The organism is Methylocaldum sp. GT1BB, from assembly GCF_051027545.1.
GTDB lineage: Bacteria > Pseudomonadota > Gammaproteobacteria > Methylococcales > Methylococcaceae > Methylocaldum.
In genome coordinates this window covers 166,080-190,537 of sequence record NZ_CP194901.1, presented here as the reverse complement: position 1 = coordinate 190,537, position 24,458 = coordinate 166,080, and the positions used below count along the sequence as shown (strand labels likewise).

General features: G+C 61.3%; 30 protein-coding genes, 1 pseudogene and 1 CRISPR repeat array. Of the genes and pseudogenes, 17 read left to right on the top strand and 14 right to left on the bottom strand.

Going from position 1 to position 24,458, the window contains the following annotated elements; translation table 11 throughout:
- Window positions 1-65 precede the first annotated feature (65 nt).
- Window positions 66-821, top strand: a pseudogene (locus ACR2TX_RS00955) (IS5 family transposase); the annotation flags it as partial.
- A gap of 152 nt (window positions 822-973) precedes the next feature.
- Here ACR2TX_RS00955 and ACR2TX_RS00950 read toward each other — a convergent pair.
- Together ACR2TX_RS00950 and ACR2TX_RS00945 are read right to left on the bottom strand one after the other, a co-directional pair.
- Entirely contained in the window at window positions 974-1,306 is a 333-nt protein-coding gene (locus ACR2TX_RS00950) for a DUF6794 domain-containing protein (protein ID WP_086133344.1), read from the bottom strand.
- Window positions 1,303-2,061 (bottom strand): hypothetical protein, encoded by a 759-nt coding sequence (locus ACR2TX_RS00945; RefSeq protein ID WP_086133345.1) that lies wholly within the window; start codon window positions 2,059-2,061, stop codon window positions 1,303-1,305. The genes ACR2TX_RS00950 and ACR2TX_RS00945 overlap by 4 nt, the downstream gene beginning before the upstream one ends.
- A 111-nt stretch (window positions 2,062-2,172) precedes the next feature.
- Between ACR2TX_RS00945 and ACR2TX_RS00940 the strand changes: the two genes are divergently transcribed.
- Window positions 2,173-2,388 (top strand): (2Fe-2S)-binding protein, encoded by a 216-nt coding sequence (locus tag ACR2TX_RS00940; protein ID WP_086133346.1) that lies wholly within the window; start codon window positions 2,173-2,175, stop codon window positions 2,386-2,388.
- Window positions 2,389-2,571: 183 nt separating this feature from the next.
- Here ACR2TX_RS00940 and ACR2TX_RS00935 read toward each other — a convergent pair whose 3' ends face one another.
- The gene (locus ACR2TX_RS00935) at window positions 2,572-2,781 is read right to left on the bottom strand and encodes a DUF2721 domain-containing protein (RefSeq protein ID WP_240506804.1); all 210 of its coding nucleotides are present in this window, start codon (window positions 2,779-2,781) and stop codon (window positions 2,572-2,574) included.
- A gap of 216 nt (window positions 2,782-2,997) precedes the next feature.
- Window positions 2,998-3,291 carry a DUF6794 domain-containing protein gene (locus tag ACR2TX_RS00930; RefSeq protein WP_086133347.1) on the bottom strand — a complete coding sequence of 98 codons (294 nt, stop codon included), beginning with the start codon at window positions 3,289-3,291 and terminating at the stop codon, window positions 2,998-3,000.
- Window positions 3,292-3,484: 193 nt separating this feature from the next.
- On the opposite strand from ACR2TX_RS00930, the gene ACR2TX_RS00925 reads away from it, so the two are divergent.
- The 4 genes from ACR2TX_RS00925 (at window position 3,485) to ACR2TX_RS00910 (ending at window position 5,062) form a co-directional block, all read left to right on the top strand.
- Window positions 3,485-3,757, top strand: coding sequence for a type II toxin-antitoxin system Phd/YefM family antitoxin (locus tag ACR2TX_RS00925; protein WP_086133348.1), 273 nt, complete (start codon window positions 3,485-3,487; stop codon window positions 3,755-3,757).
- Window positions 3,747-4,022 carry a type II toxin-antitoxin system RelE/ParE family toxin gene (locus tag ACR2TX_RS00920; RefSeq protein WP_086133349.1) on the top strand — a complete coding sequence of 92 codons (276 nt, stop codon included), beginning with the start codon at window positions 3,747-3,749 and terminating at the stop codon, window positions 4,020-4,022. The genes ACR2TX_RS00925 and ACR2TX_RS00920 overlap by 11 nt, the downstream gene beginning before the upstream one ends.
- A gap of 211 nt (window positions 4,023-4,233) precedes the next feature.
- Entirely contained in the window at window positions 4,234-4,761 is a 528-nt protein-coding gene (locus tag ACR2TX_RS00915) for a DNA/RNA non-specific endonuclease (protein ID WP_434129696.1), read from the top strand.
- 7 nt (window positions 4,762-4,768) lie between these two features.
- Window positions 4,769-5,062 (top strand): DNA/RNA non-specific endonuclease, encoded by a 294-nt coding sequence (locus ACR2TX_RS00910; protein WP_347257607.1) that lies wholly within the window; start codon window positions 4,769-4,771, stop codon window positions 5,060-5,062.
- Between the two features lie 303 nt (window positions 5,063-5,365).
- Here the strand turns inward: ACR2TX_RS00910 and ACR2TX_RS00905 are convergent, their stop codons facing one another.
- Window positions 5,366-6,121 (bottom strand): hypothetical protein, encoded by a 756-nt coding sequence (locus tag ACR2TX_RS00905; protein WP_240506806.1) that lies wholly within the window; start codon window positions 6,119-6,121, stop codon window positions 5,366-5,368.
- Between the two features lie 977 nt (window positions 6,122-7,098).
- Window positions 7,099-7,992, bottom strand: coding sequence for a hypothetical protein (locus ACR2TX_RS00900; RefSeq protein WP_086133351.1), 894 nt, complete (start codon window positions 7,990-7,992; stop codon window positions 7,099-7,101).
- Window positions 7,993-8,269: 277 nt separating this feature from the next.
- Here ACR2TX_RS00900 and ACR2TX_RS00895 point away from each other — a divergent pair, with 277 nt between their 5' ends.
- A complete protein-coding gene (locus ACR2TX_RS00895) occupies window positions 8,270-8,776 on the top strand; it encodes a hypothetical protein (protein WP_086133352.1) in 507 nt (168 codons plus the stop codon).
- Window positions 8,777-9,121: 345 nt separating this feature from the next.
- On the opposite strand, the gene ACR2TX_RS00890 is transcribed toward ACR2TX_RS00895, so the two are convergent.
- Complete coding sequence (locus tag ACR2TX_RS00890; RefSeq protein WP_086133353.1) at window positions 9,122-9,466, bottom strand: transcriptional regulator; 345 nt, start codon at window positions 9,464-9,466, stop codon at window positions 9,122-9,124.
- A complete protein-coding gene (locus ACR2TX_RS00885) occupies window positions 9,447-9,851 on the bottom strand; it encodes a toxin-antitoxin system TumE family protein (RefSeq protein ID WP_205780964.1) in 405 nt (134 codons plus the stop codon). Before ACR2TX_RS00885 ends, ACR2TX_RS00890 begins: the two co-directional genes overlap by 20 nt.
- A gap of 152 nt (window positions 9,852-10,003) precedes the next feature.
- Between ACR2TX_RS00885 and ACR2TX_RS00880 the strand changes: the two genes are divergently transcribed.
- Window positions 10,004-10,981, top strand: a complete 978-nt coding sequence (locus ACR2TX_RS00880; protein ID WP_086133354.1) for a DNA-binding protein — start codon at window positions 10,004-10,006, stop codon at window positions 10,979-10,981.
- A gap of 224 nt (window positions 10,982-11,205) precedes the next feature.
- Here ACR2TX_RS00880 and ACR2TX_RS00875 read toward each other — a convergent pair whose 3' ends face one another.
- Together ACR2TX_RS00875 and merR are read right to left on the bottom strand one after the other, a co-directional pair.
- A complete protein-coding gene (locus tag ACR2TX_RS00875; protein WP_205780965.1) occupies window positions 11,206-11,919 on the bottom strand; it encodes a DinB/UmuC family translesion DNA polymerase in 714 nt (237 codons plus the stop codon).
- Window positions 11,910-12,317 (bottom strand): Hg(II)-responsive transcriptional regulator, encoded by a 408-nt coding sequence (gene merR / locus ACR2TX_RS00870; protein ID WP_086133355.1) that lies wholly within the window; start codon window positions 12,315-12,317, stop codon window positions 11,910-11,912. The genes ACR2TX_RS00875 and merR overlap by 10 nt, the downstream gene beginning before the upstream one ends.
- 71 nt (window positions 12,318-12,388) lie before the next feature.
- On the opposite strand from merR, the gene merT reads away from it, so the two are divergent.
- From merT to merE, 5 genes are read left to right on the top strand one after another with little or no spacing between them, the layout of a single operon-like run.
- Window positions 12,389-12,739 (top strand): mercuric ion transporter MerT, encoded by a 351-nt coding sequence (gene merT, locus ACR2TX_RS00865; RefSeq protein ID WP_086133356.1) that lies wholly within the window; start codon window positions 12,389-12,391, stop codon window positions 12,737-12,739.
- Between the two features lie 12 nt (window positions 12,740-12,751).
- Complete coding sequence (gene merP / locus ACR2TX_RS00860; protein ID WP_086133357.1) at window positions 12,752-13,030, top strand: mercury resistance system periplasmic binding protein MerP; 279 nt, start codon at window positions 12,752-12,754, stop codon at window positions 13,028-13,030.
- 10 nt (window positions 13,031-13,040) lie between these two features.
- On the top strand, window positions 13,041-14,729 hold the full coding sequence (gene merA, locus ACR2TX_RS00855) for a mercury(II) reductase (protein WP_086133358.1): 1,689 nt from the start codon (window positions 13,041-13,043) through the stop codon (window positions 14,727-14,729).
- Between the two features lie 18 nt (window positions 14,730-14,747).
- A complete protein-coding gene (merD, locus tag ACR2TX_RS00850) occupies window positions 14,748-15,113 on the top strand; it encodes a mercury resistance co-regulator MerD (protein ID WP_086133359.1) in 366 nt (121 codons plus the stop codon).
- Window positions 15,110-15,340, top strand: coding sequence for a broad-spectrum mercury transporter MerE (merE, locus tag ACR2TX_RS00845; RefSeq protein ID WP_086133360.1), 231 nt, complete (start codon window positions 15,110-15,112; stop codon window positions 15,338-15,340). The genes merD and merE overlap by 4 nt, the downstream gene beginning before the upstream one ends.
- Before the next feature lie 4 nt (window positions 15,341-15,344).
- Here the strand turns inward: merE and ACR2TX_RS00840 are convergent, their stop codons facing one another.
- Window positions 15,345-16,328: an arsenic resistance protein gene (locus ACR2TX_RS00840; RefSeq protein ID WP_086133361.1), complete on the bottom strand. Its 984-nt coding sequence runs from the start codon at window positions 16,326-16,328 to the stop codon at window positions 15,345-15,347.
- 161 nt (window positions 16,329-16,489) lie between these two features.
- Here ACR2TX_RS00840 and ACR2TX_RS00835 point away from each other — a divergent pair, with 161 nt between their 5' ends.
- From ACR2TX_RS00835 to ACR2TX_RS00820, 4 genes are all read left to right on the top strand, one after another.
- Window positions 16,490-17,050: a recombinase family protein gene (locus tag ACR2TX_RS00835; RefSeq protein ID WP_086133362.1), complete on the top strand. Its 561-nt coding sequence runs from the start codon at window positions 16,490-16,492 to the stop codon at window positions 17,048-17,050.
- 2 nt (window positions 17,051-17,052) lie between these two features.
- Window positions 17,053-20,019 carry a Tn3 family transposase gene (locus tag ACR2TX_RS00830; RefSeq protein ID WP_086133363.1) on the top strand — a complete coding sequence of 989 codons (2,967 nt, stop codon included), beginning with the start codon at window positions 17,053-17,055 and terminating at the stop codon, window positions 20,017-20,019.
- A 261-nt stretch (window positions 20,020-20,280) separates the two neighbouring features.
- Entirely contained in the window at window positions 20,281-20,751 is a 471-nt protein-coding gene (locus ACR2TX_RS00825) for a hypothetical protein (protein ID WP_086133364.1), read from the top strand.
- Complete coding sequence (locus tag ACR2TX_RS00820; protein WP_086133365.1) at window positions 20,748-21,032, top strand: type II toxin-antitoxin system RelE/ParE family toxin; 285 nt, start codon at window positions 20,748-20,750, stop codon at window positions 21,030-21,032. The genes ACR2TX_RS00825 and ACR2TX_RS00820 overlap by 4 nt, the downstream gene beginning before the upstream one ends.
- Window positions 21,033-21,077: 45 nt before the next feature.
- Here the strand turns inward: ACR2TX_RS00820 and ACR2TX_RS00815 are convergent, their stop codons facing one another.
- The 3 genes from ACR2TX_RS00815 to tnpC all read right to left on the bottom strand — a co-directional run bounded on the left by ACR2TX_RS00815 (window position 21,078) and on the right by tnpC (window position 24,450).
- A complete protein-coding gene (locus tag ACR2TX_RS00815) occupies window positions 21,078-21,845 on the bottom strand; it encodes a nuclease-related domain-containing protein (RefSeq protein ID WP_139841006.1) in 768 nt (255 codons plus the stop codon).
- Between the two features lie 91 nt (window positions 21,846-21,936).
- Complete coding sequence (locus ACR2TX_RS00810; protein ID WP_205780966.1) at window positions 21,937-22,350, bottom strand: hypothetical protein; 414 nt, start codon at window positions 22,348-22,350, stop codon at window positions 21,937-21,939.
- Between the two features lie 68 nt (window positions 22,351-22,418).
- Window positions 22,419-22,873: direct repeats of the CRISPR family, unit length 28 nt; unit sequence GGTCGATCCCCGCGTATGCGGGGGAGCC.
- A gap of 59 nt (window positions 22,874-22,932) precedes the next feature.
- Entirely contained in the window at window positions 22,933-24,450 is a 1,518-nt protein-coding gene (gene tnpC / locus ACR2TX_RS00805; protein WP_434129673.1) for an IS66 family transposase, read from the bottom strand.
- Window positions 24,451-24,458 lie beyond the last annotated feature (8 nt).

Here is a 24,458-nt window from a genome sequence, read left to right as displayed (position 1 = left end):
GGTACGCTGGTCTCACCGGTCTTGTGGAATGAACCGATGAAGCAGACGACTTTTGCCTCGCTGAGCTACGACAGTGGTATGGTCTGTCCGATCCGGCCGCCGAGGAGGCCCTATACGAGATCGAGTCCATGCGCCGGTTTGCCGGCGTGGAACTGAGCGAGGATGCCATTCCCGACGAAACGACGATTCTCCACTTCCGCCGCCTCCTGGAGCAGCACGATCTGACGGCCCAGCTGATGAACACGATTAATGATGTATTGGAAGAGAAGGGACTGCTGCTTAAGGGCGGCACGATGGTCGATGCCACGATCATTCATGCAGCGCCTTCGACGAAAAACAAAGGGAAAGCTCGGGACCCGGAGATGCATCAGACGAAGAAAGGGAACCAGTGGTTTTTCGGCATGAAGGTGCACGTGGGGGCGGACGTGAACAGCGGGTTGGCGCATACGGTTTCGGTGACGCCGGCCAACGCCTCCGACCTCAGCCAATTGCCGGACCTGCTTCGCGAGGACGATCGGGCGGTGTTCGGGGACTGGGGCTATGTGGACAATCGGCTGAAGCGGGCCGCACGGGCGGCCGGCGTGTTCTGGGGAATCAACTTGAAGGCGCCGCCGCAGCGTGCGCTGGGAGCGGGACAGAAAGCCAGGAACCGGCGCTTGTCTTCGGTGCGAAGCCGGGTCGAGCACTTGTTCCGGATCATCAAACGGCAGTTCGGGTATGTGAAGGTGCGCTACCGGGGCTTGGCCAAGAATGCCGCTCAGGTGTTCGCGCTGGTCGGGCTGGCGAACCTCTACCTCAAGCGGCGAGCCTTGCTCGCCTGAGGGGGAGATCTGTCCGGTGGATGCTAGATGGCCCTCGGATTGCCATGTCCTCAAGGTAAACCGCGAGCAAATCTCCCAAAGGCGCTTTTAGATCCGTCTTTGAATGACTGTGAGTACCGCTTTTGCCATCTCCGGATTTGTTCAGAGCTTCCCTAATGCCGCAGCCGCGCCCACAGTACCCGAATTATCATCATCGAAGCGTCGTCCGGATCTATGGACAAGTAACTATCCGCGGCATCTCCGTATTTGATCCCTTGGCAGTTCATCAGCAGGTCGCTATTGTCATGCCACAGGCTAAATTCGTTTCGAATCCGCATACCAGGACCGAAATGCAGGCCGATCAAATCGCCCTCGGTCAGCGCCGCGATTTCCTCCTTTTCGGTATGGCTCAGCATGCGCGCCAATCGGTCTACCGCTTCGTTGAGGGTGCGCGGCCAGTCCTGGCCGGAGCCGGCTGGATCTGTGGGCGTGGATGGTTTCGTCATTGCGGCAATGTTCTCCTATCGGTTGTCTGCTTTTGCTTATGGCGTTGGCGTCGGTACTCCCGCATCCAGTCGAGATACTCCCGGTGCCGGGCGGGATTCGCTTTGAGCTCCTGCCGCCAGCGCTGCCGGTAGGCTCGCCCGTACCGCCGCATCCGTTCCAGCCAGGGCTCCCGCTGTTCGAGTGTCATCGCATCCAATCGCGCTCGGCGCCTAGCCTGAATCTCGGCCGCATGCTTGGCGTAGTAGTTCCGCTGCCGGGCCAGAACAGTTTCGCGACAGGCGGGGTCGGTTTTGATTCGGGCTTTCCGCCGCTCCTGGGCCGCTTTGGTCTGTTCCGCAAGCCGTGCGGCGAAAACCGGATCGGCCTTGGCCCGCGCCTTTACCCGTGCGGCTCGGCGCTTGTTCAGGTCCGGATTGCGGGCCACCCGGCGGTGATAGCTGGCGTTCTGGATTTGCTTGCGGCGCGCTTTCGCGCAGGCCTCGGAACAGGTCTCGCGGGTCAGCGAGCCTTGCCGGACAACTTCCCCGCAGATGACGCAACGCGGCCGCCGGCATTCCGGGCAGGCGGTGACGGCATGGCGGGAACTGATTGAAGCTCGATGTGGAAACCGGTTTTGCGGCACGGTAATCTCGGTGCCGCAGTCGCACCGGCAGAGCCAGGCGGTTTGCTCGTGTCCGAATTTCAGCCGGCCGTTGGGTCTCAACACGGTGAGTTGACCATATCGACATCCGGCAAGGTCAAGCAGCGCGGGCATGGCAGGGATTTTGTCTCCTTGATCAGAATCATCCAAGCTTTGGGATTATTGTAGGCTCTTTGAAATAATGCTGGGTCTCCTCTGATAGAGTTCGAGATTTCCTTTATTGTGATGACCATCGACTATCCAGACCAGAAAAAGGGTGTGATTTGCCGCTGCAGCGGGACGACGACGGGACAGATCAGGCGACTTGTCGATAAGTGCGTCAACGACCTGGACAGCCTATCGAGAGCGACCGGCGCGTGTTCAGGTTGCGGGGCCTGCGATTCCGACATTCTGGCCTTGCTAGCCGAATACACTTCGTCTGTTTCGCACAGTGCCCGATAGCCTTGCGCTGTTTTGCCCCAGAAGACCGCTCACACTGTCGATACGGGATTCCCGCGCGCTCACGAGACCCCTGGCGGCTGCTGCTCGGATTCGCCGACCCGGCCTATCCGTAACAGGTGACTGCCACGGATGAGGGGAGGGTATACGCACGACTCGGCCCTTATCTGGATCGGTTCGCGAGCGCTATCGAAACCGCAAGCTGGCGGTCGCCGGATAAATTTCGTGCAGGAAGCAATAAAGACCGATGATCAGGGCGGCCATCGCAGCGATGAAGAGAATCGCGATGGCGCTCGAAACATCCAGGCTTAGAAAGGCGCCGACGAACAGAATGACAATCAGCGTGCAGATGAGTAGCGCACAGGCGGTACAGAGGCTGATGGCCCAGTACGCCACGCGGGCGCTGAGGACTGACGTAGCGCGCCGATGCCGGTCAGGAGAAAGACCGGCGCCACCGCAAGTTGTATGACATGAGCGATATCGGTGGCTTGCATGGTCAGCCTCACTGAAACAATGGTCGGATAAAAGGACGATTCGGCGGAAGACCGCGCATTATGAGCGTGATCCCCTTCTTCAGGAAGGTAGCAAGCTGCGCTCACACCACACACGGGATCAGCGCCGCAATCTGGCCCACAGCTCCCGGATAATCACGGTTGACGCGTCCTCGGGATTGAGGGCGCCGCAGGACACCATCAGCGCCTTGTTCCCGCGCCAAAGACCAAACACCTTCCGGACATAAGCCCCCAAACTGAAGTGGACGATGATGGCATCCGCGTCGGGCGCTGCGGCAATTTTGTCTTTTTCAGTCTGACTCAACAGGACGATCAACTGGTCTACGGCTTCTTGAAGGGTGCGAGGCCATTCTTGATCGGCCTTTGAATCGGACGACTGTAACGGATTGTTCATTTTCTTTACAGAGAACGTAAGCTGGTGGAAATCAAGTCAAAAGCGCGAATGTTGACGGTCTAGCCACAAAGTTGTCCACAGAAATTGTGGATAAGCTTAGGTGTTTGCTGCGTCCAGACGTGCTTACCAGACTGTTGAGAGGATTTTAGACCGTGCGTAAAATCGATTTATTAATAATACGGTTGCAAAGCCCATGAAAGCCATTACCGCGAACGATCTAAAATCGAAGGGCGTCTCCGCCTTGGAAGCCGCTTTGGAAGACCAGGACGAAGCCATCATCAGTGTGCGGGGCAAGCCGCGCTTTGTGGTTATGGACATCGAGCATTACGAGCGGCTGCGCGAGGCGGAAATTCATTCCGCCTGGCAAGAGGCGCGTGCAGCCATCGATCAAGGCGACTATGTAGAAGCCACCGCCGAGGAGCACATCGCGCGCTTGCAAAAGGAATTGGACGAGAATGCCCTATAAACTGATATTCCCTGGTTCTTACCAGAAAAGAGAAAAGGCATTCCTCAAAAAGCACCCGGACCTTCGGGAACGCTACTTCAAAACCCTATTACTGCTGGAGCAGAATCCGATGCACCCGTCCTTGCGCCTGCACCCGATACAAGGGCGGCTGGCCGGCCTGCATTCGGTCTCGATCTCCCTACAATACCGCATCACGCTGGAATTGGAGATCAGGGAACAGGAAATTGTCTTCGTCGATGTCGGCAGCCACGGCGAAGTGTATTGAATCCATGGTCGGGGAACCATGGCACTTCGCAACATCTGTCACAGCGGCGATAGGTAGGTTGGACGCTATGGAAGATTGGGGCTACGGGGGAGGAGAGGGCGCAGCCAATGACTCGAACGGTTGGCTTTTGATATAGACGTTTTTGTTTTCACCGCCGGACTGGGACGACCTGGCCCTACTCCGCAGAAAATTTAAGAAGAACGAAAATTTCATGCGCCGTATTTCTATCCTGCCTCTGCTCCTTTGCGTTTCCCTTACCGCTTGTAACGGCGACCACCTCGCCAAAACAAAAGACCATGCGCCGGCGGCTCCGATTATCCAACTCCGGGCCGAGACTCCATCCACCGGCAAGGTGGTCCTTCCGCCCACCCAAATCAGCGATGAAGGCAAGCTGCTTCGCCTTGACTACGAAGGCTTCACCGTGTGGCTCGACTGCGAGCAACGCGGCGCCGTGAAGTGGCGGTACAATGCTCAGCGTGACGGCGGCAACGAGGCGCGAGCCAATGACTTCAGGCTTGATCCCTACGTCCCGAAGGAGTGCCAGCAGACCAGCCCGAAAGGCTACGGCCACGTCTATGACCGAGGCCATCAAGTGCCAGCAAATCATCTCGACCATTCGCCGGTGGCGATCCAGCAGTCGAACTACATGAGCAATATCCTGCCGCAGGCCTCGCAGATGAACCGGGGGGGCATGGAAGCTGACCGAGGACATCGTCGAGTGCTACCGGGATATCGATGAACTGCTGGTGATCGGCGGTGTGATTTGGGGCAGCAACCTGGCCGATGATTACTTTATCAAGAGCCACGGCGTGAAAACACCGGATGCGTTCTGGAAAGTGGTGATCCGCGGCGATGGCAGAACGATCGCGTGGATCGTGCCGAATTCAAAGGAAGCTACAGCGAAAAGGCTGGACGACTACCTCGTGACGGTGGAGGAGATCGAGCAACTGACGGGGGAAATGCTGCCGGTCACCGGAGATGCGAGAACGACGAAGCCTGTGGGAAGTTGGGTCGTGCCGATCGGGTGTGATAAGGGCTAAGCCCCTCTCGCGGCGCAGCGCGTAAGCTCCAGAACGGAATCCTGCCTTTGAACGAATTTGCGAATTTTTTGTAAAGTGACTTTACACTATTGGGTTATACCGTATTACTTTACTTTATGCTGAATGCAGTGCAACCATGTACGCTGAGATCCTGCCGGTTTTAACATGAGCCCCAAAAAACCCGGCCGCAGGGTGCAAAGCCGGGTTTGTCCGCGTTGCCGTCAGATACGGTTTGGCCTCCGGTTGAAAACCGTGGCTGTCGTGATCGTTGAAAGTGCTGCATGGCGATATCGGCGCCGCCTTCTACAGACCAGCCAATCTCCGCCACGCGGACTTATCAGCTTCAGTCGTAGATGTTTCAAGAGATTCAGTTTCGGGGCTCTCCGCATCCGGTCCACTTGGGTCGGATTCCGCTTCGGCGGATGACGCATCGCCACCATCGCCGGGAGCGTTTGGTCCCTCCGGATCAAGGATCGCTTCGGGTTCAATCGCCAATCCGGAGTTTTCACGCGCCGCTTGGACTTCCTCGCCATGGCCCTTTGCATAGGCGGCCCGATGGGCGCGCCGTTCGATGGTAATGATGCGCCGACCGAGTCGCAGCAATCGCTGCTGCCATTGATAGTGCGCCTGTCCGCATTGCTTGTTGGTGAGCACACCGCAGAGCCAGAGGGCGTCCATAGCGATCATGAGTTCATCGAGCATTTGGATCAGCGCCACGAACTGGGAGACCTGGGGCGATACGATGCGCGCGTTAAAGTCCATGGGATGGGTGTAACGCGGCTTTTCGGTCACGCCGTTATCGGTACACAGTTTTTCCATTCGGGACTTCTCGCGTTCCAGTTCGCTGGCACAGTCGCCGATCATCTTGCTGACGGTGCCTTCCACTGCATCGATCTCGGCTTCCTCCCCGATGATCCGGAGGATGACGTCGATAGCGTACAAGGATCGCACCAGCGTGGGAAAGACGCGGCGGACGACGCGCAACGCCTGTTCGCTATGAACCGTTATGGTACGTTCAAAAACCGGGCGACTGATCGCGGGAGGGGTTCGTTCAGCCATCGGCGTATTCCTCTGTGTGATTCTGTGGAATGAAGTCCTGGGGACGTCGCCCCGAGCGCCAAATCGACATATCCATGAGCATAACGTCGTTGGCCGAAGCCGGCGTTGCAATAAATGGCCGAAATCGGAACTTTGAGCGCGAAATCAGAAGGAACGCAGTGAGCGGATCAAAAATAGCGATGTGCCGCGCGAGGCGGTCACGCCATGGTAGCGGGAGTCGTTCGCGGGCAACCAACAAAAATCCGGCTGTGGGGTTCAACCTGGATCGACCGCCGGCAGATCAGCCTAATCTTGGCAGGCGATGACGGCCATCCCGTGGAATGGATGTCGTGACACGATTAGTGTTCGCGGCGTAAACTGATTCCGTCACAAAATCATCGGATGCGAGATGACACAAGGCGGAAAACGAATCGGCGCTGGCCGGAAATCGAAGTGGAACTGTGAAACCCGAACAATGCGAGTCCCGGTGCACTTGGTCGGGGAGATCGAGCAATTTATCGAAAAGCGCATGGGCGAAGCTTTGGAAGTAGTGCCCGAGACCCCGCCCGCACCCGCACTGCTCGAATTGTGGCAGGGCGACAAGCGGTGTCAGGCTCGAACGACAAAAGGTGGTCGATGCCGGTTGCCCTCGGCGATCGTCCACAAGCTCCAGCATGCCGGGCGATCCATCGAAATTGGACTGTGCCAGCGGCATTGCGACCAAATCCGCCAGGGGATCGAGCCGCGGGTTCATCCGTCTGTATTTGATTCCGCGACAAAATCAAATGGATAACCCCGTCGCATTCTGTTGCACACGCCGTTCGCTGGCGAGACGCGCCGCCGGTTCGTCGTCGTACCACATTTCCCGAAGAGCATCGGGACTGCTGATCCGGCCCACTTCCGGACCAGCGCCCAGTCCCTAAACCACAGACCGCCAAATCTGGGCACCGATGTTCTATCTGGTGATCCCGGAGATCGAGAATAAAGGAATTACCTATTTACTCCGTCCGGTAGCGGTGCACGCGTATTGCTGGCAAGAAAGGTCGAACTTCCACTTGAAGGTCGACCCGGCGAAGGCGCTGGCGCTTCTGACCTTGTTCGGGCAAGGCCACCACCTCCGGGGTTCTCGCCAAGGGTTCGGCCGGATAGAAAATCGGTGAAAGTGCCATGACTTGCTTTCGAACCGTTCGCCGATGGCGGAGATCACCGGAATCTCCCGGGAAGACGAGATTGACCCGGGGGTAATCCTTGAGCTGCTGAACCTGCGCCAAAGGCTCATGCTCCGGAAGATTCAACAGGCACTCGTATTGATAGCGTAGCGCAGGGTCCCGATCGTCCGATTCGGCCAGACGTTTTTCCAACATGGCCTGCGCTTGAGCGCGGGTGATTTTCACGATTTTGCGGACGCGCCCCCAGAAAAAGGAGGCGGCGATCGGGCGCTGATCCAGCACCACCAGGTGTCGCGTTGCCTGGCGCCGATTGAACCGCGCCCGGCCGATGGCGGTCAATAGCTTGCTCGTCCAAGCGCGTTGCGTGGCCGCGCCGCGAGGTGGTTCCAAAACCCCCGAATCGAGGCACATCAAGAAATCATGGAGCCTATCCTTGAGCTGGTTGACCTCCGCGACCGCCGACAAGGTCTCCTCGGATGACCCCAAAAGCCCCTGCAGCTGCTCCGTCCCGCCCGGATCCCGATCATCGGTGTAATCGATCCGCTGAATGAACGCGGCACACCGTTCTCGGGCTTTCGAAAGCCCACTCCGCTCATGCCCTTCGACCCAACAGGGCCTTTCCTGATCCGCCACGATAAGCCCGGCGAGCTGCTGCAACGCCGCTTCAAGCTGACCAATCCGATCCAACAGCAATACTTGGGCGCGGGACTCTAAACCCGGCATTCGGCTCTCCCTTGGCTAGGTTGCCGGTACGATAGCAGAAGACACACTCTGATAACAGTATCTTAATGATTACGACCAATTCCCACGGTCACCCCGCCCCATCCCACCTAGCGGCCGTCAAACCGAGAGAGAACGAGAGAGGAGAGAAAAGAAGAGGCTTAACAGGTGGGGTTATGATGCGGGTGCTATGTCCATCGGAGGGCTTGGGTCGTGTTGGGTTGGATATTAAGATACTGTTATCAGAATAGAATATTTGAAGAACAATCGAGGGGTGTTCATGGAGCATTGGGCGTGGCATGTTTACGGGAAAACCGCGGCGATTTCGTTCGAAGCGGAGGTCACCCGAAAGAATCAGCCGACGGTCGGGGTGCATGGCGCCGTCGCCACCGCAGACGGCTCGCATGATTGGGACAACAAAATTCAGATGCAGCTGACGCCACGTGAGCTCCCCCGGCTCGCCGCCGTGTTGTTAGGCTATGCTTCTCACATGGAGGCGCGCTTCCATGGCGATCGCAAGGACAAACAGTTCAAAATTGAGCGCCAGCCGCAGAACCTTTACGTCATCCTCCAGCAAGCGGGGCTGCCGGTCAGGGCGGTCCCAATGCCCTTTGAAGATGCGGTTTTCGTGAGCCAGCTTGTGCTTCGCCAACTGGCGCGCTTTTCAGGCACCAATCCCGCCGCGGTGCTGGCGGCGATCCAGGGGAATACCGAGCTTTTGGGGCACGCTCATAACACACGGGGAGCGCCAACGGCATCGCCATTCAAACGAACCGAACATCTATGAGCTACGCCAAATGACCCTCTGCGGGCACTGAAATGACCGATCGGCTAACCGTAAGGATTTCTTCGTCCGCATGGATAACCGCTCCATTCCGATCTTTCTCTCCGAAAAAGAGGCGGATCATAGTTGAGGTTGCCCCTGTGTCGCCCCCGCCCATGGGGGTGGTCGAATGCGGTCGGAATACGCAATCAGTGGATGGATGCCAATACCGTGAGCCGATACATCAAGAACCGGAAAACCAAATCGGGAAGTAAGTGATCATGCGTAACCATTTTTCGGTTTGGGCGAGGTCTTACTGAGTTCACCCTCGTGTAAATAGATGCCCCGCGATGATGCCCCGCGATCGGATTAAGCGGCTTTCAGCACAAAATCCACATGCACGGCGTCGTATGGAAAGACCACCCTGCCATCTTCGGCTTTATCCAGCAGTCCCGCGTTGAGCAAGGCATGAACGTCGCCATGCACCGCCTTGACATCCCGGCCGACGCGCCGCGCGATTTCGCGGATGGCCAGGGGACCTGCGCCGGTCATGGTCTTGAGGATTTCCCAGCGCTTCGCGGTCAGCACCTTCCATAACAGCTCCGGCGTTTCAAAGCTGATGCGCGGCTCGGAAGGCGTCAGGGTATCCATGGCTTCCGCCACGTCCGACAGCGTGTCCGCCAAAGTCCTTACATCAATCGTCACTGTTTTCATCACGCCACCTCGTTATGTCATCGTTGAAGTCCTTCAGCAATTGGCGCTGGGTCGAGAAGCGATAGGGCTCTTCGAGATTGCCCCGATGCCGATGGTCTCCCTTGCCGGCTTCGTTGTCGTAGCGCAAGACGCATTCACCTCTGACCACAAAAGCCAGCCGATATTTGAACAGGTGCCGACTGCCAGGAACGGGCTTAGGTAATTGCCAAATCACGAGCTCGGCGAAGGCGTTCTCGGAAATGATGACCCGTCGCCTGATCAGTTCTTGCGCTTTCATGTTGGACATAATAACAACACCTATAGGTGTTGTAAATAAATCCAACAGATCGGCGGAAAATTCCTGGCCTGGAATTTCCGGATGATTCCTATAGCAATCGATCCACATTTTCTGTGGATGAATCCTTGGATAGCCGCTCGGACACGCCGCTATCGCTCTTATTCCATGGAATGGTCATATTTTGAACACATCAGTGCCGGTCGATCCCTCTTTTAAGCGTCCATCGTAAAGCCACTCGATAAGAAGCGGCGGAGAGGGCAATGGAGATCAAACAAGAGCATCGCGAGCGGATTATTGCCGCGGCAAACCAGCTTTTTGAGCAAGGCGGACGGGTCGATTTCCCGACCGTGGACGCCGTGCGTCGATTGTCGAAAACCAACATGCACGACGCCAGCGCCGTCATGCGGGAATGGCGAAGAATGCAGACCGCAACCGCTGCGCCGGTTGCTGTGGCCGTGCCGGAGCGGGTACAGCAAGCCCATCACGCGGCGCTCATCGCGCTGTGGAGCGAAGCCCAGGACATCGCCAACGAAAGCCTAAGCGCCGCCCAAGCCGCGTGGGATGCCGAGCGAGCCGAAGCGGAAAAGCTACGCGTAGAGTTGTCGATCGCTTTCGAGTCTCAGGCTTCGGAATTGGAAGCCTTGCAAACCCGCCTGGCCGAGCTGGAAAGGAAAGCGGCGGAGGATTCGGCCGCCGCTGAGCGATTGGCGGCCGATTTGCGCACTCAGCTTGCCACGGCGCTGGAACGAACCAACACCGTGGCCGCCGAGCTGGACGCCGAACGAAAACGCCATGAGTCGACCACCGCCAAACTCGAGGCCACGCTTACCGAGTTGGCGACCGTGAGAGCCAAGGCGGAAGCAGAGCGTGAGACACACGCCGAACAGCGGAAGCGGATGGCCGAGGAAACCCACCGCACGGCCGAGCGATTAACCCGTATCCATACGGAACGCGATGAGGCCCAGAAAAAAGCCGGCACCGCACAAGCGGCGGCGGCTAACCTTCGGGGACAGATCGAGGCTCTGAATGGGCGAATGGCAAAGCAGGAGGCCGAAATCAAGCGGCTTCAAGCCGAACTGGATACCACAAGAGCGAGAATTCTTGAGCTCACAACCGAAAACGGTAAGGCCAACGGCCAATTAGAAGCGCTTCGTGCGCAGATTGCCGGGCAGCAGGAGCTGATTAAGGACTTTTCCACGTCGCGGGCTAGAGGTGGCAAAACAGACCCGATAGGGTAGGTTACTTAAGGTCTCTTGTTGGCGATACCAGGCCTTTGTTGAAGTAATGGTGCAGGCCTGCGGCGATCGCGTCCGCGATGACGGCTTGCCGTCCTTCCTTTTTTCGCGACCGCAAACATCTGTTCCCAGCCCTGCGGCACCCAACTGACCCGGCCGAAGCCGACCGGCAGAAATGGGTCGGTGGCTGTCTGGTTGCTCATCGGTATCGTGATCCCTGGAACACACTATATGGCCCTGACCGTAGGCAGTTCCGTCCAGCGGGTGGTGTAGTTCGGGGATTTCAGCCGGGTGCGCAGGTGCCACCGTTCGCTGAGCCCTTCGCCCGCAAACCGGACCGTCTGGCGGCCGTGCCGCCGGTTGATCTGGTCGAGCGCCTGCATCAGCCGGGACGAGCGAACCGGATCCGACGCTTCGGATGGAAAGAGATCAGTCTGCGCCACGCCGGCCGGAACCAGGTCGAGGAGCATGACCCCGGCTTTCTGATAGGCATAACCGTCGCGAAAGAGCCGCTCCAGTCCCTGGAGCGCCTGGCGGATCAGGTGTCCGGAATCCTGGCTCGGACCATCGAAGGCCAGGCTCACGGCATTGGCGTAATAGGGCTGGGCCGTGTCGAACGGGCTGGTCTGGATGAAGACGCTGAGCGCCTGCGCGGAGAGCCCCTGCGCACGAAGCTTTTCGCCGGCGCGCGCCGCAAAGCGGGTGACCGCGGCGCGCAGATCCTCGAGGCGGGTGACCTTCTCCCCGAAGCTGCGCGAGGTGAGAATCTGCTTCCGGGGCGGGGGAACGGTTTCCAGAGATAGGCACGACACACCACGCAGTTCCAGAGCGATGCGTTCCATCACCACGCCGAAGTGCCGGCGCAGCCACTTCGGATCGGGTTGTCTCAGAAAACGGAAAAAATCGTACGCTAAGAGCCGAAGTGGGCCCTTTAGCAGCAATGCAAAGCTGCGATCAACGGGCAGGAAACATTGCCGTGGTGCGCGTTGCACTCTCTCACTAGCGTCGACAGGGCCTCTTCCATTCGCGCGAGGTCTGCCATGCGTGCGCGCACATCGGCCAGCCGGTGGGCGGCCAGGTCGGCCGCCTCGCTGCAATGGGTGCCGTCCTCCAGTTTCAGGAGCTGGCCGACTTCATCCAAGCTGAAGCCCAGGCGCTGGGCTGATTTCACGAACTTCACCCGCACCACGTCCGCCTGCCCGTAGCGGCGGATGCTCCCATAAGGCCGTTCCGGCTGGGGCAGCAAGCCCTTGAGCTGATAGAAGCGGATCGTCTCCACGTTGACCCCGGCTGCCTTGGCGAAGGCCCCGATGGTGAGATTCTCTTGAGCGTTTTCCATGGTGCTTGACTCCGTAGTTAACTACGGAAGTAACGTTACAGCATCAAGCGAAGTCCCGGAAGGAGAACCTCATGTCGGAACCCAAGAACGGCCGCGGAGCACTGGCGACCGGCGGCGTCGCAGCCGTCCTCGCCTCGACCTGCTGCCTCGGCCCCCTCGTCCTGGTCGCGCTCGGCTTCTCGGGCGCCTGGATCGGCAACCTGACCGTGCTGGAGCCATACCGCCCGATCTTCATCGGCGCGGCGCTCGTCGCGCTGTTCTTCGCCTGGCGCAGCATCTTCCGATCTACCCATGCCTGCAAGCCCGGCGATGTTTGCGCCGTGCCCCACGTTCGGACGGCCTACAAGGTGAGCTTCTGGGTCGTGGCCGCCCTGGTCCTGGTTGCCCTCGCTTTCCCCTACGTCCTGCCGCTGTTCTACTGAAAGGAGATCACCATGAAGAAACTCACCGCCTTCATCGCTCTGGCCGCCGCCCTGAGCGCGCCCGCCTGGGCCGCCACCAAGACCGTCACCCTGTCGGTGCCCGGCATGACCTGCGCCGCGTGCCCGATCACGGTCAAGAAGGCCCTGTCCAAGGTCGCCGGCGTCGAGAAGGCCGAAGTCAGCTTCGAGAAGCGGGAGGCCGTCGTCACCTTCGACGACGCAAAGACCAATGCCGACGCCTTGACCAAGGCCACCGCAAACGCGGGCTACCCCGCCACCGTGAAGCAGTGAGGGCGGAATCATGGCCGAGGCGATCACCCTTCACATCGAAGGCATGACCTGCACGTCGTGCGCTGAGCACGTCCAGCAGGCTTTGACGAACGTGCCCGGCGTGCGCGCGGCCTCGGTGTCCTATCCGCAGCGCCAGGCCGAGATCGAGGCGGACGCGGGTGTGAGTCTCGACCCGTTGGTCGCAGCCGTCGCCGCGCTCGGCTACCGCGCACGGGTTGCCGACACGCAGAACAAGCCAGTCGGCCTGCTGAACAAGGCGCTGGGCTGGCTCGGTGGCGAAACGAAGCATGGTGGCGGTGAACAAGCGCTGCACGTGGCTGTGATCGGCAGCGGCGGCGCGGCGATGGCGGCAGCGCTGAAAGCCGTCGAGCAAGGCGCGCGCGTGACGCTGATCGAGCGAGGCACCATCGGCGGCACCTGCGTCAATGTCGGCTGCGTGCCGTCCAAGATCATGATCCGTGCCGCCCACATCGCCCACCTGCGCCGCGAAAGCCCGTTCGATGACGGTCTGCCCGCCGCAGCGCCGGCCGTGCTGCGCAAGCGGCTGCTGGCCCAGCAGCAAGGCCGCGTCGAGGAACTGCGCCATGCCAAATACGAAGGCATCCTGGCGAGCACCCCGGCCATCACCGTGCTGAGCGGCGAGGCCCGGTTCAAGGACGCGCGCACGCTGACCGTGGCGACCGCTGACGGCGGCACCCGCGAAGTGAACTTCGACCGCTGCCTGGTTGCGACCGGCGCAAGCCCCGCAATCCCGCCGATCCCCGGCCTGAAGGACACGCCCTACTGGACCTCCACCGAGGCGCTGGCGAGCGACACGATCCCTGAGCGGCTGGCCGTCATTGGCTCGTCGGTGGTGGCGGTCGAGCTCGCACAAGCCTTCGCCCGCCTGGGCAGCCGGGTCACGCTCCTGGCGCGCAGCACGCTGTTCTTCCGCGAAGACCCCGCCATCGGCGAAGCCGTCACGGCCGCCTTCCGCGCCGAGGGCATCGAGGTGCTGGACCACACCCAGGCCAGCCAGGTTGCCTATGCGGACGGGGCATTCGTGCTCACCACCGGGCACGGGGAAGTGCGCGCCGACAAGCTGCTGGTGGCCACCGGCCGCGCGCCGAACACGCGCAGCCTGAACCTCGCGGCGGCGGGCGTTGAGATCAATGCACAGGGCGACATCGTCATCGACCGCGCCATGCGCACGAGCGCACCGCACATCTTTGCCGCCGGCGACTGTACCGACCAGCCGCAGTTCGTCTATGTGGCGGCGGCGGCCGGCACCCGTGCCGCGATCAACATGACCGGCGGCGACGCGGCGCTGGACCTGACCGCGATGCCGGCGGTGGTGTTCACCGATCCGCAGGTGGCGACGGTGGGCTACAGCGAGGCGGAAGCGCACCACGACGGCATCGAGACCGACAGCCGGCTGCTGACGCTCGACAACGTGCCGAGGGCGCTGGCCAACTTCGACACGCGCGGCTTCATTAAGCTGGTGGCGGAGGCCGGCTCGGGGCGGCTGATCGGTGTGCAGGCGGTGGCGCCGGAAGCGGGCGAACTGATCCAGACGGCCGCGCTGGCGATACGCCACCGGATGACCGTGCAGGCGCTGGCCGACCAGTTGTTCCCGTATCTCACGATGGTCGAGGGCTTGAAGCTCGCGGCGCAGACCTTCAACAAGGACGTGAAGCAACTGTCCTGCTGCGCCGGATGAGGAAAAGGGAGGTGTTCGATGAACGCCTACACCGTGTCGCGCCTGGCCCAGGATGCCGGCGTGAGCGTGCACGTCGTGCGCGACTACCTGCTGCGCGGGTTGTTGCGCCCGGCCGCGCGCACCGCCGGCGGCTATGGCGTGTTCGACGCGGACGCCTTGCAGCGGTTGCGCTTCGTGCGGGCTGCCTTCGAGGCGGGGATCGGCCTGGACGTGCTGACCCGGCTGTGCCGGGCGCTGGACGCCCCGGATGCCGGTGAAGCGGCGGTGTGGCTCGCCGAGCTGCGCCAACTCGTCGAACGGCGACAGCGGGCGCTCGCGGGCCTGGAGGTGCAGTTGAGCGCGCTGCGGGCCGAGGCTGCCCGGCAGGAAGGGGCGTTGCCATGAACGGCTCCGAGCGCAAGCCCATCACCGGCTATCTGTGGGGCGGACTGGCTGTGTTGACCTGCCCCTGCCACCTGCCCATCCTCGCCGTCGTGCTGGCCGGTACGGCCGCTGGCGCGCTCCTCGGCGAGCATTGGGTCATCGCGGCGCTCGGTTTGACCGGCTTGTTCCTTCTGTCCCTGTCGCGGGCGTTGCGGGCGTTCAGGTGCAGCGGCCGTAACGTGCTCTGATCGACTACGAGGAAGTTTGGGGCACAACAGGATCAGGGCCACCGAGTCTGGCGATGACGCGCACATAGACCAGCTCGCTGAGTAGCTCGACAAGAGTTTGCGTAACGACGATGGCTGGCAATATGGGTATGGCCCCAGGCACAGCTAGAGCAAGCGGCAAAACAACAAGGGAATTTCGAGTGCCTGCGCTGAAAGCGATGGCTCGGCCGGCAGTGGCATCAAGACGGAACAGTCGGCTAATGCTCCATCCGATCAGTGGGGCGATCACAGCAAAGGCGATATAGAAGGGAATCACACTCAAGGCCGCCTCGGTCGCCGGGCCGAGCTGGGGCACCACGGCCGCGACGACCACGAATAGGACAAGGGCAGTCGCCGGTACCGGCAATAGGCCAAGTGACGCCGAGACTTTTGCACCGGCCCGGCTTTGAGCTGCCCATAGCTGCACAAGCCCAGCAAGGGCCAGTGGAACAGCGATTAACCAGACGAAGGCATGAACGAACGGGCCGGGCTGCACGAGGGCTGCGGCATCATTCCCAAGAAGCAGGCCGAGATAGACCGGCAGCAGCAGCATTTGCACAACCAGGAGCGTAGGGGTTGCCGCCAGTAGCAGGCGGGCATCAGCACGACCAAGGTGCGAGAACGTAACCACATAGTCAATGCAAGGCGTCAGCAACACTAGCAGTACGCCGAGCCGCACCATGGGGTCGGATGGCAGAAATTGCACCAGTACGGCCACCAAGAGCGGCATTACGACGAAATTCGTAATGAGCAGTGCGGCAAGAAACCGACCGCGACCGAAGGCGCGGCCAAGGTCGGCCAGGGGCACTTGCAGAAATGTCACGAACAGCATGAATGCAAGCGCTGGATTCACGCCGCCTTCAAGCGCTGCGGTGCCGGGTACGAGAAAAGCGACAAACGCAGCCACCACAACTGCCCCGAAGTAAACACCGACTTGGTGCCTCTCGAACATTTCCCTGATGTTCTGCATGTCGCAATTTCGCTCCTTTGTGTCTAGTTGAAGCATACCCTAACCTGGCGTCAGATCGTGTGACGCGAAAGCGTCAGAATAGAGCCGCCTTCCGAATTGATTGACACGCGCCGTCAAGGGTCATAGATTTCTTCCTGACACATTGCCCTCAGGAGGCCACCTTGCACGGTCAGCGTATCGGCTACGTCCGCGTCAGCAGCTTCGACCAGAACCCGGAACGCCAGCTTGAGCATGTGCCGGTGGACCGGCTGTTCACCGACAAGGCATCGGGCAAGGACACCCAGCGCCCCGAGCTGGAGCGGCTGCTCGCCTTCGTGCGCGACGGCGATACGGTGGTGGTGCACAGCATGGACCGCCTGGCGCGCAACCTCGACGACCTGCGCCGCCTGGTGCAGAAGCTCACCCAGCGCGGCGTGCGCATCGAGTTCGTCAAGGAAAGCCTGACCTTCACCGGCGAGGACTCGCCGATGGCGAACCTGATGCTCTCGGTGATGGGCGCGTTCGCCGAGTTCGAGCGCGCCCTGATCCGCGAGCGGCAGCGCGAAGGCATCGCGCTCGCCAAGCAGCGCGGGGCCTATCGGGGCCGCAAGAAGGCGCTCGCGCCGGAGCGGGTGGCCGAGCTGCGCCGTCGCGCCGCTGCCGGCGAAAAGAAGGCACAACTCGCCCGCGAGTTCGGGATCAGCCGCGAAACCCTCTACCAATACCTGCGAACGGACGACTGACCATGCCTCGACGCTCCATTCTGTCCGCCGCCGAGCGGGCAAGCCTGCTGGCGTTACCCGATACCGAAGACGAATTGATCCGTCACTACACCTTCAGCGAGGCCGACCTGTCACTGATCCGCCAGCGGCGCGGTGACGCGAACCGGCTGGGGGTCGCGGTGCAGTTGTGCCTGTTGCGCTTCCCCGGTCAGGGCCTGCTGCCCGACGCTGCGGTGCCCATGCCCCTCCTGCAATGGATCGGACGGCAACTGCGCACCGATCCGGGGTGCTGGCCACAGTATGCCGAGCGCGAGGAAACACGGCGCGAGCATCTGCTCGAACTGCGGGCGTACCTGGGCATGGAACCGTTCGGCTTGGCGCACTATCAGCAGGCTGTCCATGCCATGACCGAACTGGCCTTGCAGACCGACAAGGGCATCGTGCTGGCCAGCAGCGCCCTCGACTCTCTGCGGCACCAACACATCATCTTGCCGACGCTGGATGTTGTCGAGCGCGTCTGTGCCGAGGCGATCACCCGCGCCAACCGCCGCATCTACGCGGCCTTGTCCGATCCCCTGTCGGCCACCCACCGGCACCGCCTCGACGATCTGCTCAAGCGCCGCGACAACGGCAAGACGACCTGGCTGGCCTGGCTGCGCCAGTCGCCCGTCAAGCCGAACTCGCGCCACATGCTCGAACACATCGAGCGCCTCAAAGCCTGGCAGGCGCTCGACCTGCCTTCCGGCATCGAGCGGTCGGTGCACCAGAACCGGTTGCTCAAGATCGCCCGCGAGGGAGGCCAGATGACGCCCGCCGATCTGGCCAAGTTCGAGCCGCAACGGCGCTACGCCACCCTCGTCGCGCTGTCCATCGAGGGCATGGCCACCGTCACCGACGAAATTATCGACCTGCACGACCGCATTTTGGGCAAGCTGTTCAACGCCGCCAAGCACAAGCATCAGCAGCAGTTTCAGGCGTCTGGCAAAGCCATCAACGCCAAGGTGCGCCTGTACGGCCGCATCGGCCAGGCGCTGATCGACGCCAAGCAAGCGGGCCGCGATCCGTTCGCCGCCATCGAGGCCGTCATGTCCTGGGATGCCTTCGCCGAGAGCGTCACCGAAGCGCAGAAGCTCGCGCAGCCCGAGGACTTCGATTTCCTACACCGTATCGGCGAGAGCTACGCCACCTTGCGCCGCTACGCGCCGGAATTCCTCGCCGTGCTCAAGCTGCGGGCCGCACCCGCTGCCAAAGACGTGCTCGACGCCATCGAGGTGCTGCGCGGCATGAACAGCGACAACGCGCGCAAGGTGCCTGCGAACGCGCCGACCGACTTCATCAAGCCGCGCTGGCAGAAGCGGGTGATGACCGACACCGGCATCGACCGGCGCTATTACGAACTGTGCGCGCTGTCGGAGATGAAGAACGCGCTGCGTTCCGGCGACATCTGGGTGCAGGGATCGCGCCAGTTCAAGGACTTCGAGGACTATCTGGTGCCGCCCGCGAAATTCGCCAGCCTCAAGCAGGCCAGCGAATTGCTGCTGGCCGTGGCCACCGACTGCGACCAGTATCTGCATGACCGGCTGACGCTGCTGGAAACACAGCTCGCCACTGTCAACCGCATGGCACTGGCCAACGAGCTGCCGGACGCCATCATCACGGAGTCGGGCCTGAAGATCACGCCGCTCGATGCAGCGGTGCCCGACACCGCGCAGGCGCTGATCGACCAGGCGGCGATGATCCTGCCGCACGTCAAGATCACCGAACTGCTGCTGGAGGTGGACGAGTGGACGGGTTTCACCCGGCACTTCACGCACCTGAAATCGGGCGACCTGGCCAAGGACAAGAACCTGCTGCTGACCACGATCCTGGCCGACGCCATCAACCTGGGCCTGACCAAGATGGCGGAGTCCTGCCCCGGCACGACCTACGCCAAGCTGGCCTGGCTGCAAGCCTGGCACATCCGCGACGAAACCTACGGGGCGGCGCTGGCCGATCTGGTCAACGCGCAGTTCCGGCATCCCTTCGCCGAGCATTGGGGCGACGGCACCACGTCATCGTCGGACGGCCAGAACTTCCGCACCGGCAGCAAGGCCGAGAGCACGGGCCACATCAACCCGAAATACGGCAGCAGCCCAGGGCGGACGTTCTACACGCACATATCCGACCAGTACGCGCCGTTCCACACCAAGGTGGTCAACGTCGGCGTGCGCGACTCGACCTACGTGCTCGACGGCCTGCTATACCACGAATCCGACCTGCGCATCGAGGAGCACTACACCGACACGGCAGGCTTCACCGATCACGTCTTCGCGCTGATGCACCTCTTGGGCTTCCGCTTCGCGCCGCGCATCCGCGACCTGGGCGACACCAAGCTCTACATTCCGAAGGGCGAAGCCGCCTATGACGCGCTGAAACCGATGATCGGCGGCACGCTCAACATCAAGCACGTCCGCGCTCATTGGGACGAAATCCTGCGGCTGGCCACCTCGATCAAGCAGGGCACGGTGACGGCCTCGCTGATGCTCAGGAAACTCGGCAGCTACCCGCGCCAGAACGGCCTGGCCGTGGCGCTGCGCGAGCTGGGCCGCATCGAGCGAACGCTGTTCATCCTGGACTGGCTGCAAAGCGTCGAGCTGCGCCGCCGCGTGCATGCCGGACTGAACAAGGGCGAAGCCCGCAACGCGCTGGCCCGCGCCGTGTTCTTCAACCGGCTGGGCGAAATCCGCGACCGCAGTTTCGAGCAGCAGCGCTACCGGGCCAGCGGCCTCAACCTGGTGACGGCGGCCATAGTGTTGTGGAACACGGTCTATCTGGAACGGGCCTCAAACGCCTTACGCGGTCACGGCCAGACTGTCGATGACGCCCTGTTGCAGTACCTGTCGCCGCTGGGCTGGGAGCACATCAACCTGACCGGCGATTACCTCTGGCGCAGCAGCGCCAAGATCGGCGCGGGCAAGTTCAGGCCGCTACGACCGCTGCAACCGGCTTAGCGTACGATTTTTTCCGTTTTCTGAGACGTCCCCAAGTGGAACGCCTGCAAGCCGAGCTGGTAGCTCTGGCTAAGACCAGCGGCGGAAAAACCAGGACGAAAACACAGCAATGAAAAAACCCGGCTGCGCGGTGCGAGCAATAGCCGATAACAGGCACTATGTTAAAAACTTAGCGGAATCAATTGTTGATTGTCGAACAATCTTTTGTAGATTGCTTATAATACCAATTATTCCTTGATCCGCAGAAAGGCAGGTGCACGTATGAGCGCTGAAACCATCGACCACAACACCCTATCTCGTCTGGTTGAAGCCGGAGCCGTCCGAGGCGCGCATGTGATCGGTCAAGCGGGGGGCTGGGGGGTACTGATCAAATATGGCATGCAGGAGCGCCCCTTGGCCGCGAGCCGCAGTAAGCAGGTGCGCACGTTCAAAAAACTCGAAACCCTGGTGGCCTACCTCAAAGACATCGGTATTAGCCGGTTCGACGTGGACGCCGCCAATTATGACCCCGCCAGTATTAAGACCTACTCGCGGCCAGATCGAGCCGAGGCCCTCAAGCAAGCCCACGAAGCCGCCGCCTATGACAAATGGTTTCGACAAGAGGTCGAGCAGGCGCTGAAAGAAGCGGACGACCCGAATACCGTCTGGATACCGCACGAGGAAGTGAAAGCGAGCTGGGCGAGGAAGAGGGCCGAACTGATGAAGCGCATCAAAGACGGTGACACTGCTTGAGGCTGGTTTGGTTGCCTACGGCGGTGGCGAACCGTGACGCGCACCTGGATTACATTGCTCAGGACAGTCCGAGCGCCGCCATCGAGCAGGGCGACCGGATCGAGCATCAAGTCGGTCTCCTTATCGAGCATCCGGAAATGGGGCGACCCGGCCGCAAGCGCGGCACGCGCGAGCTGGTCATCAGCCGCACGCCCTTTGTCGTGGTCTATCGCATTAAGCCGAGAGCTAAACGCATTGAACTGATGCGCGTGTTGCATGGGGCGCAGCAATGGCCGCCCTAACCGGTTTTCGCGGGCGCGAAAACTCCGAGTTGCAGCGCCTAACCACTAAGAACAACGAATCATGCCGCCCTCGGCTAGAACGGCCTTCGCAAGGGGTTGCATTTCCAACTTGCTCCCCCATCCACGCCACACCATGCCATCAAACCGAAAGCCATGGTTCTTCACATCTTCCCGCAGCCATTGCGGAGGGATGCCATCGAACTTTATTTCAAACGAGCGCTTCACATTCTCGTCCACCCAATACAAGGCGTTTAGGAGCATTTGAGCATTGCCGTTTACTACCACAATGCCTTTCTGACTTTTGAACGAATGTTGTTCTATCGCTGTCGGGACCCAAATCACCGGGCTTTTTGAGCCGACCGCCCCGCACTGGTTCCACACTTGGGCCACAATGTTTTTAAAAATCCTTGCGCCGGATCGTTTCACCAGAAACCCATAGGCGTTTTCCCGGATTCCGTCATAGCTCTTTATCTCAACGACGATTTGCGTTTTCTCGCCGACCGAAATAAGCATGTCGATATTACCGACCCGGCCCGCTGACACGTCCGTTTGAAGCGTCCAGTTCGGCGGAAGGATCGCTTTAATTGCCTCAATCGCTGCTTGTTCTACGAGAATGCCGCGTTCGCGACGCCGGCCCTTTCGCAATGTCTGAATAGAGCACAAAAACGCGAGCACAGCGCCTATGACGGACAACGGTTTGAAAGCGCCCAGGAATGGACTGATAACAAGCGCGGCAGCAGCAACGCCCATGAGATAAGCGGCCTGGTCGTAATCGGCTTGCCAGGGTTCGAAGATGTTTTGATCCGATGCCATGTCCAACAGTTTAGTTTCAATCCATCTGTCTGCTGGGCATCGGCGGCACCTGTTCGAGTTCGGCCAGGCCCAGGCGGTAATGCCAATAGTGCTAGGAGCGTTCGTTGAACCAGCCGGCTTCGGCATGCGTCAGAACATCCCGCAGCGCATCATCCCCCACGTGCTCCGCCAGCGCCTGAACATCCTCGTAGTCCCCTATGTCCATAACCTGAGCTATGACACGCTCAGGCCGTTCCAAGGCCTCGTCTGGCGTTTTCCACCAAATATATTTACCAGCCATCCGGCGCATCAATGCATCGTCCCGAATGCGCCAGCTAATCCCCAGCTCGGTGATAAGCTGGCGCTCCGCCGCCCCGATCCGGGCGGGATCGATTTCCGACAGGCCAGTTTGATAGATGTAGCGGCAGGCCCTACGGTCGAGCCGCTTGGCCTTCGTGCGCCGCTGCCCCAGCTCTTCCAGGATGGGATAATCGGACAGTCTAACCATCGCATGATCGCTAATCATCGGTTTCGCTCCGTGTGTCCTAAATCAGCAGGATGAAAAGGCCCCGCCGAAGCGGGGCCTTGAGTTAGGGTCGATCCCCGCGTATGCGGGGGAGCCGCCACAATGCGGTAGGTATTGCCTGCGGTTAGAGGTCGATCCCCGCGTATGCGGGGGAGCCCCGGACCTGACGATGTATACCGCCTGGTCCGCGGGTCGATCCCCGCGTATGCGGGGGAGCCGCTGGAACCGGAAGGCATACGCGAGATCGCCCAGGTCGATCCCCGCGTATGCGGGGGAGCCCTCACTGAGTCCGGTCGCATGCTGGAGCCTGAAGGTCGATCCCCGCGTATGCGGGGGAGCCACTCAAATACGCCTGGGGCACCGGCTTCAACGGGGTCGATCCCCGCGTATGCGGGGGAGCCCAGGTCGCGATCTATGACGGTGCGGCCTGGCAAGGTCGATCCCCGCGTATGCGGGGGAGCCGCCCTTGGCGGTGGCGCCTAATCCCCTGCTAAGGGTCGATCCCCGCGTATGCGGGGGAGCCCAACAGAAAAAAATGACCGGGAGAATGGTAAGCGTCCGAGCCTTACCGTGTTGACGGCGTCAAGCCGCGATGGGCTGGGTCAGTTCCGTCACCTGATCGGCGAGGTTCCAGGGTAGGAACTCGTCGATTCGATTGACGGGATGCTCGGCGATGCGGGCCAGCACGGTCCGGAGGTACGCCTCCGGATCGAGGCCGTTGAGCTTGGCCGTGCCAATCAGGGTGTAGATCGCCGCCGCTCGCTGGCCGCCGGCGTCGGAGCCGGCGAACAGATAGTTCTTCCGGCCGAGCGCCACCACCCGCAACGCGCGTTCCGCGGCATTGTTGTCGATCTCCAGACGACCGTCATCGCGATAGCGGGTCAGCGCCGGCCAGCGGGTCAGGGCATAGCGGATCGCCTCGGCTAGCGCCGACTTTTTCGAGACCTGTGTCAGCGTGGTGTGCAGCCAGGTCTGAAGCGCCGCGAGGAGCGGACCCGCGCGGGCTTGCCGCGCTGCGGCACGGGCCTCCGGCGGCTGGCCCCGGATCTCGGCTTCGATCGTATAGAGCGCACCGATACGCTGGAGCGCCTCGGCCGCCAAGGGACTCCTGTGGGCCTTGTGGAGCCCGTAGAACTTGCGCCGGACATGCGCCCAACAGGCCACTTCCTGCACGCGACCGGTGTCGTACAACCCGTTGAACCCGGCGTAGCCATCCGCCTGCAGGGCGCCTTCGAAGTCCTTGAGATGCGTCCTGGGATGCTGGCCTTGGCGATCCGGCGCGTAGGCGAACCACACCGCGGGCGGCGTGAGATCACCGGCCGGGCGGTCGTCCCGGACATAGGTCCACAGCCGACCGGTCTTCGTGCGCCCCTGACCGGGCGCGAGCACCGGGACCGGGGTGTCGTCGGCATGGAGTTTGTCGCCGGCGAGCACATGCCGGCGGATTGCCGCGACCAAAGGCCGAAGGAGGCCCGCGGCGTCGCCGACCCAATCGGTCAAGGTGGAGCGGGACAGGTCCACGCCTTCGCGGGCGTAAATGACCGACTGGCGGTACAGCGGCAGATGATCGCCGTATTTCGAGACGAGTACATGGGCCAGGAGCCCCGGACCCGCCAAGCCTTGGGCGATGGGCCGGCTCGGCGCCGACGCCTGGACGATGCGGTCGCAGCGGGCGCAGGCACACTTGGGGCGGACGTGGCGGATCACCCGGAAGCGGGCCGGGACGTACTCCAGGATTTCGGCGACCTCCTCGCCCAAGGGCTTCAAGGGACCGCCACAGTCGGGGCACTCGGCCAAGCCGGGGGCATGGACCTGAGTTTCGCGGGGCAGATGATCGGGCAGTGACCGGGGCGTTCTTACCCGGCGCTCGGCTGCGCGCGGTTCGACGATCGCCGCGAGTTCCGCATCGCCCGTTTCGAGTTCCTCCAGCTGAAGTTCCAATTGATCGAGGAGCCCGGCCATTTTTTCGGAGCGGCGCCCGAACTGCTGGCGGCGGAGCTTGGCGACGAGGAGTTTCAGGTGGGCGATTTCGACGCGCTGGGCTTCAATCAGCGTCTTGAGGGCGGGAATCTCATCGGGAAGCACGTCGGGGTTGGTCATGCCCCGAT

What these genes read in the sequence shown, in the direction of transcription:
- ACR2TX_RS00950 (WP_086133344.1), bottom strand. Translation starts at nt 1,306, where the DNA reads ATGACGAAACCATCCACGCCCACAGATCCAGCCGGCTCCGGCCAGGAC.
- ACR2TX_RS00945 (WP_086133345.1), bottom strand. Translation starts at nt 2,061, where the DNA reads ATGCCCGCGCTGCTTGACCTTGCCGGATGTCGATATGGTCAACTCACC.
- ACR2TX_RS00940 (WP_086133346.1), top strand. Translation starts at nt 2,173, where the DNA reads ATGACCATCGACTATCCAGACCAGAAAAAGGGTGTGATTTGCCGCTGC.
- ACR2TX_RS00930 (WP_086133347.1), bottom strand. Translation starts at nt 3,291, where the DNA reads ATGAACAATCCGTTACAGTCGTCCGATTCAAAGGCCGATCAAGAATGG.
- ACR2TX_RS00925 (WP_086133348.1), top strand. Translation starts at nt 3,485, where the DNA reads ATGAAAGCCATTACCGCGAACGATCTAAAATCGAAGGGCGTCTCCGCC.
- ACR2TX_RS00920 (WP_086133349.1), top strand. Translation starts at nt 3,747, where the DNA reads ATGCCCTATAAACTGATATTCCCTGGTTCTTACCAGAAAAGAGAAAAG.
- ACR2TX_RS00915 (WP_434129696.1), top strand. Translation starts at nt 4,234, where the DNA reads ATGCGCCGTATTTCTATCCTGCCTCTGCTCCTTTGCGTTTCCCTTACC.
- ACR2TX_RS00905 (WP_240506806.1), bottom strand. Translation starts at nt 6,121, where the DNA reads ATGGCTGAACGAACCCCTCCCGCGATCAGTCGCCCGGTTTTTGAACGT.
- ACR2TX_RS00900 (WP_086133351.1), bottom strand. Translation starts at nt 7,992, where the DNA reads ATGCCGGGTTTAGAGTCCCGCGCCCAAGTATTGCTGTTGGATCGGATT.
- ACR2TX_RS00895 (WP_086133352.1), top strand. Translation starts at nt 8,270, where the DNA reads ATGGAGCATTGGGCGTGGCATGTTTACGGGAAAACCGCGGCGATTTCG.
- ACR2TX_RS00890 (WP_086133353.1), bottom strand. Translation starts at nt 9,466, where the DNA reads ATGAAAACAGTGACGATTGATGTAAGGACTTTGGCGGACACGCTGTCG.
- ACR2TX_RS00885 (WP_205780964.1), bottom strand. Translation starts at nt 9,851, where the DNA reads ATGTGGATCGATTGCTATAGGAATCATCCGGAAATTCCAGGCCAGGAA.
- ACR2TX_RS00880 (WP_086133354.1), top strand. Translation starts at nt 10,004, where the DNA reads ATGGAGATCAAACAAGAGCATCGCGAGCGGATTATTGCCGCGGCAAAC.
- merR (WP_086133355.1), bottom strand. Translation starts at nt 12,317, where the DNA reads ATGGAAAACGCTCAAGAGAATCTCACCATCGGGGCCTTCGCCAAGGCA.
- merT (WP_086133356.1), top strand. Translation starts at nt 12,389, where the DNA reads ATGTCGGAACCCAAGAACGGCCGCGGAGCACTGGCGACCGGCGGCGTC.
- merP (WP_086133357.1), top strand. Translation starts at nt 12,752, where the DNA reads ATGAAGAAACTCACCGCCTTCATCGCTCTGGCCGCCGCCCTGAGCGCG.
- merA (WP_086133358.1), top strand. Translation starts at nt 13,041, where the DNA reads ATGGCCGAGGCGATCACCCTTCACATCGAAGGCATGACCTGCACGTCG.
- merD (WP_086133359.1), top strand. Translation starts at nt 14,748, where the DNA reads ATGAACGCCTACACCGTGTCGCGCCTGGCCCAGGATGCCGGCGTGAGC.
- merE (WP_086133360.1), top strand. Translation starts at nt 15,110, where the DNA reads ATGAACGGCTCCGAGCGCAAGCCCATCACCGGCTATCTGTGGGGCGGA.
- ACR2TX_RS00840 (WP_086133361.1), bottom strand. Translation starts at nt 16,328, where the DNA reads ATGCAGAACATCAGGGAAATGTTCGAGAGGCACCAAGTCGGTGTTTAC.
- ACR2TX_RS00830 (WP_086133363.1), top strand. Translation starts at nt 17,053, where the DNA reads ATGCCTCGACGCTCCATTCTGTCCGCCGCCGAGCGGGCAAGCCTGCTG.
- ACR2TX_RS00825 (WP_086133364.1), top strand. Translation starts at nt 20,281, where the DNA reads ATGAGCGCTGAAACCATCGACCACAACACCCTATCTCGTCTGGTTGAA.
- ACR2TX_RS00815 (WP_139841006.1), bottom strand. Translation starts at nt 21,845, where the DNA reads ATGGCATCGGATCAAAACATCTTCGAACCCTGGCAAGCCGATTACGAC.
- ACR2TX_RS00810 (WP_205780966.1), bottom strand. Translation starts at nt 22,350, where the DNA reads ATGATTAGCGATCATGCGATGGTTAGACTGTCCGATTATCCCATCCTG.
- tnpC (WP_434129673.1), bottom strand. Translation starts at nt 24,450, where the DNA reads ATGACCAACCCCGACGTGCTTCCCGATGAGATTCCCGCCCTCAAGACG.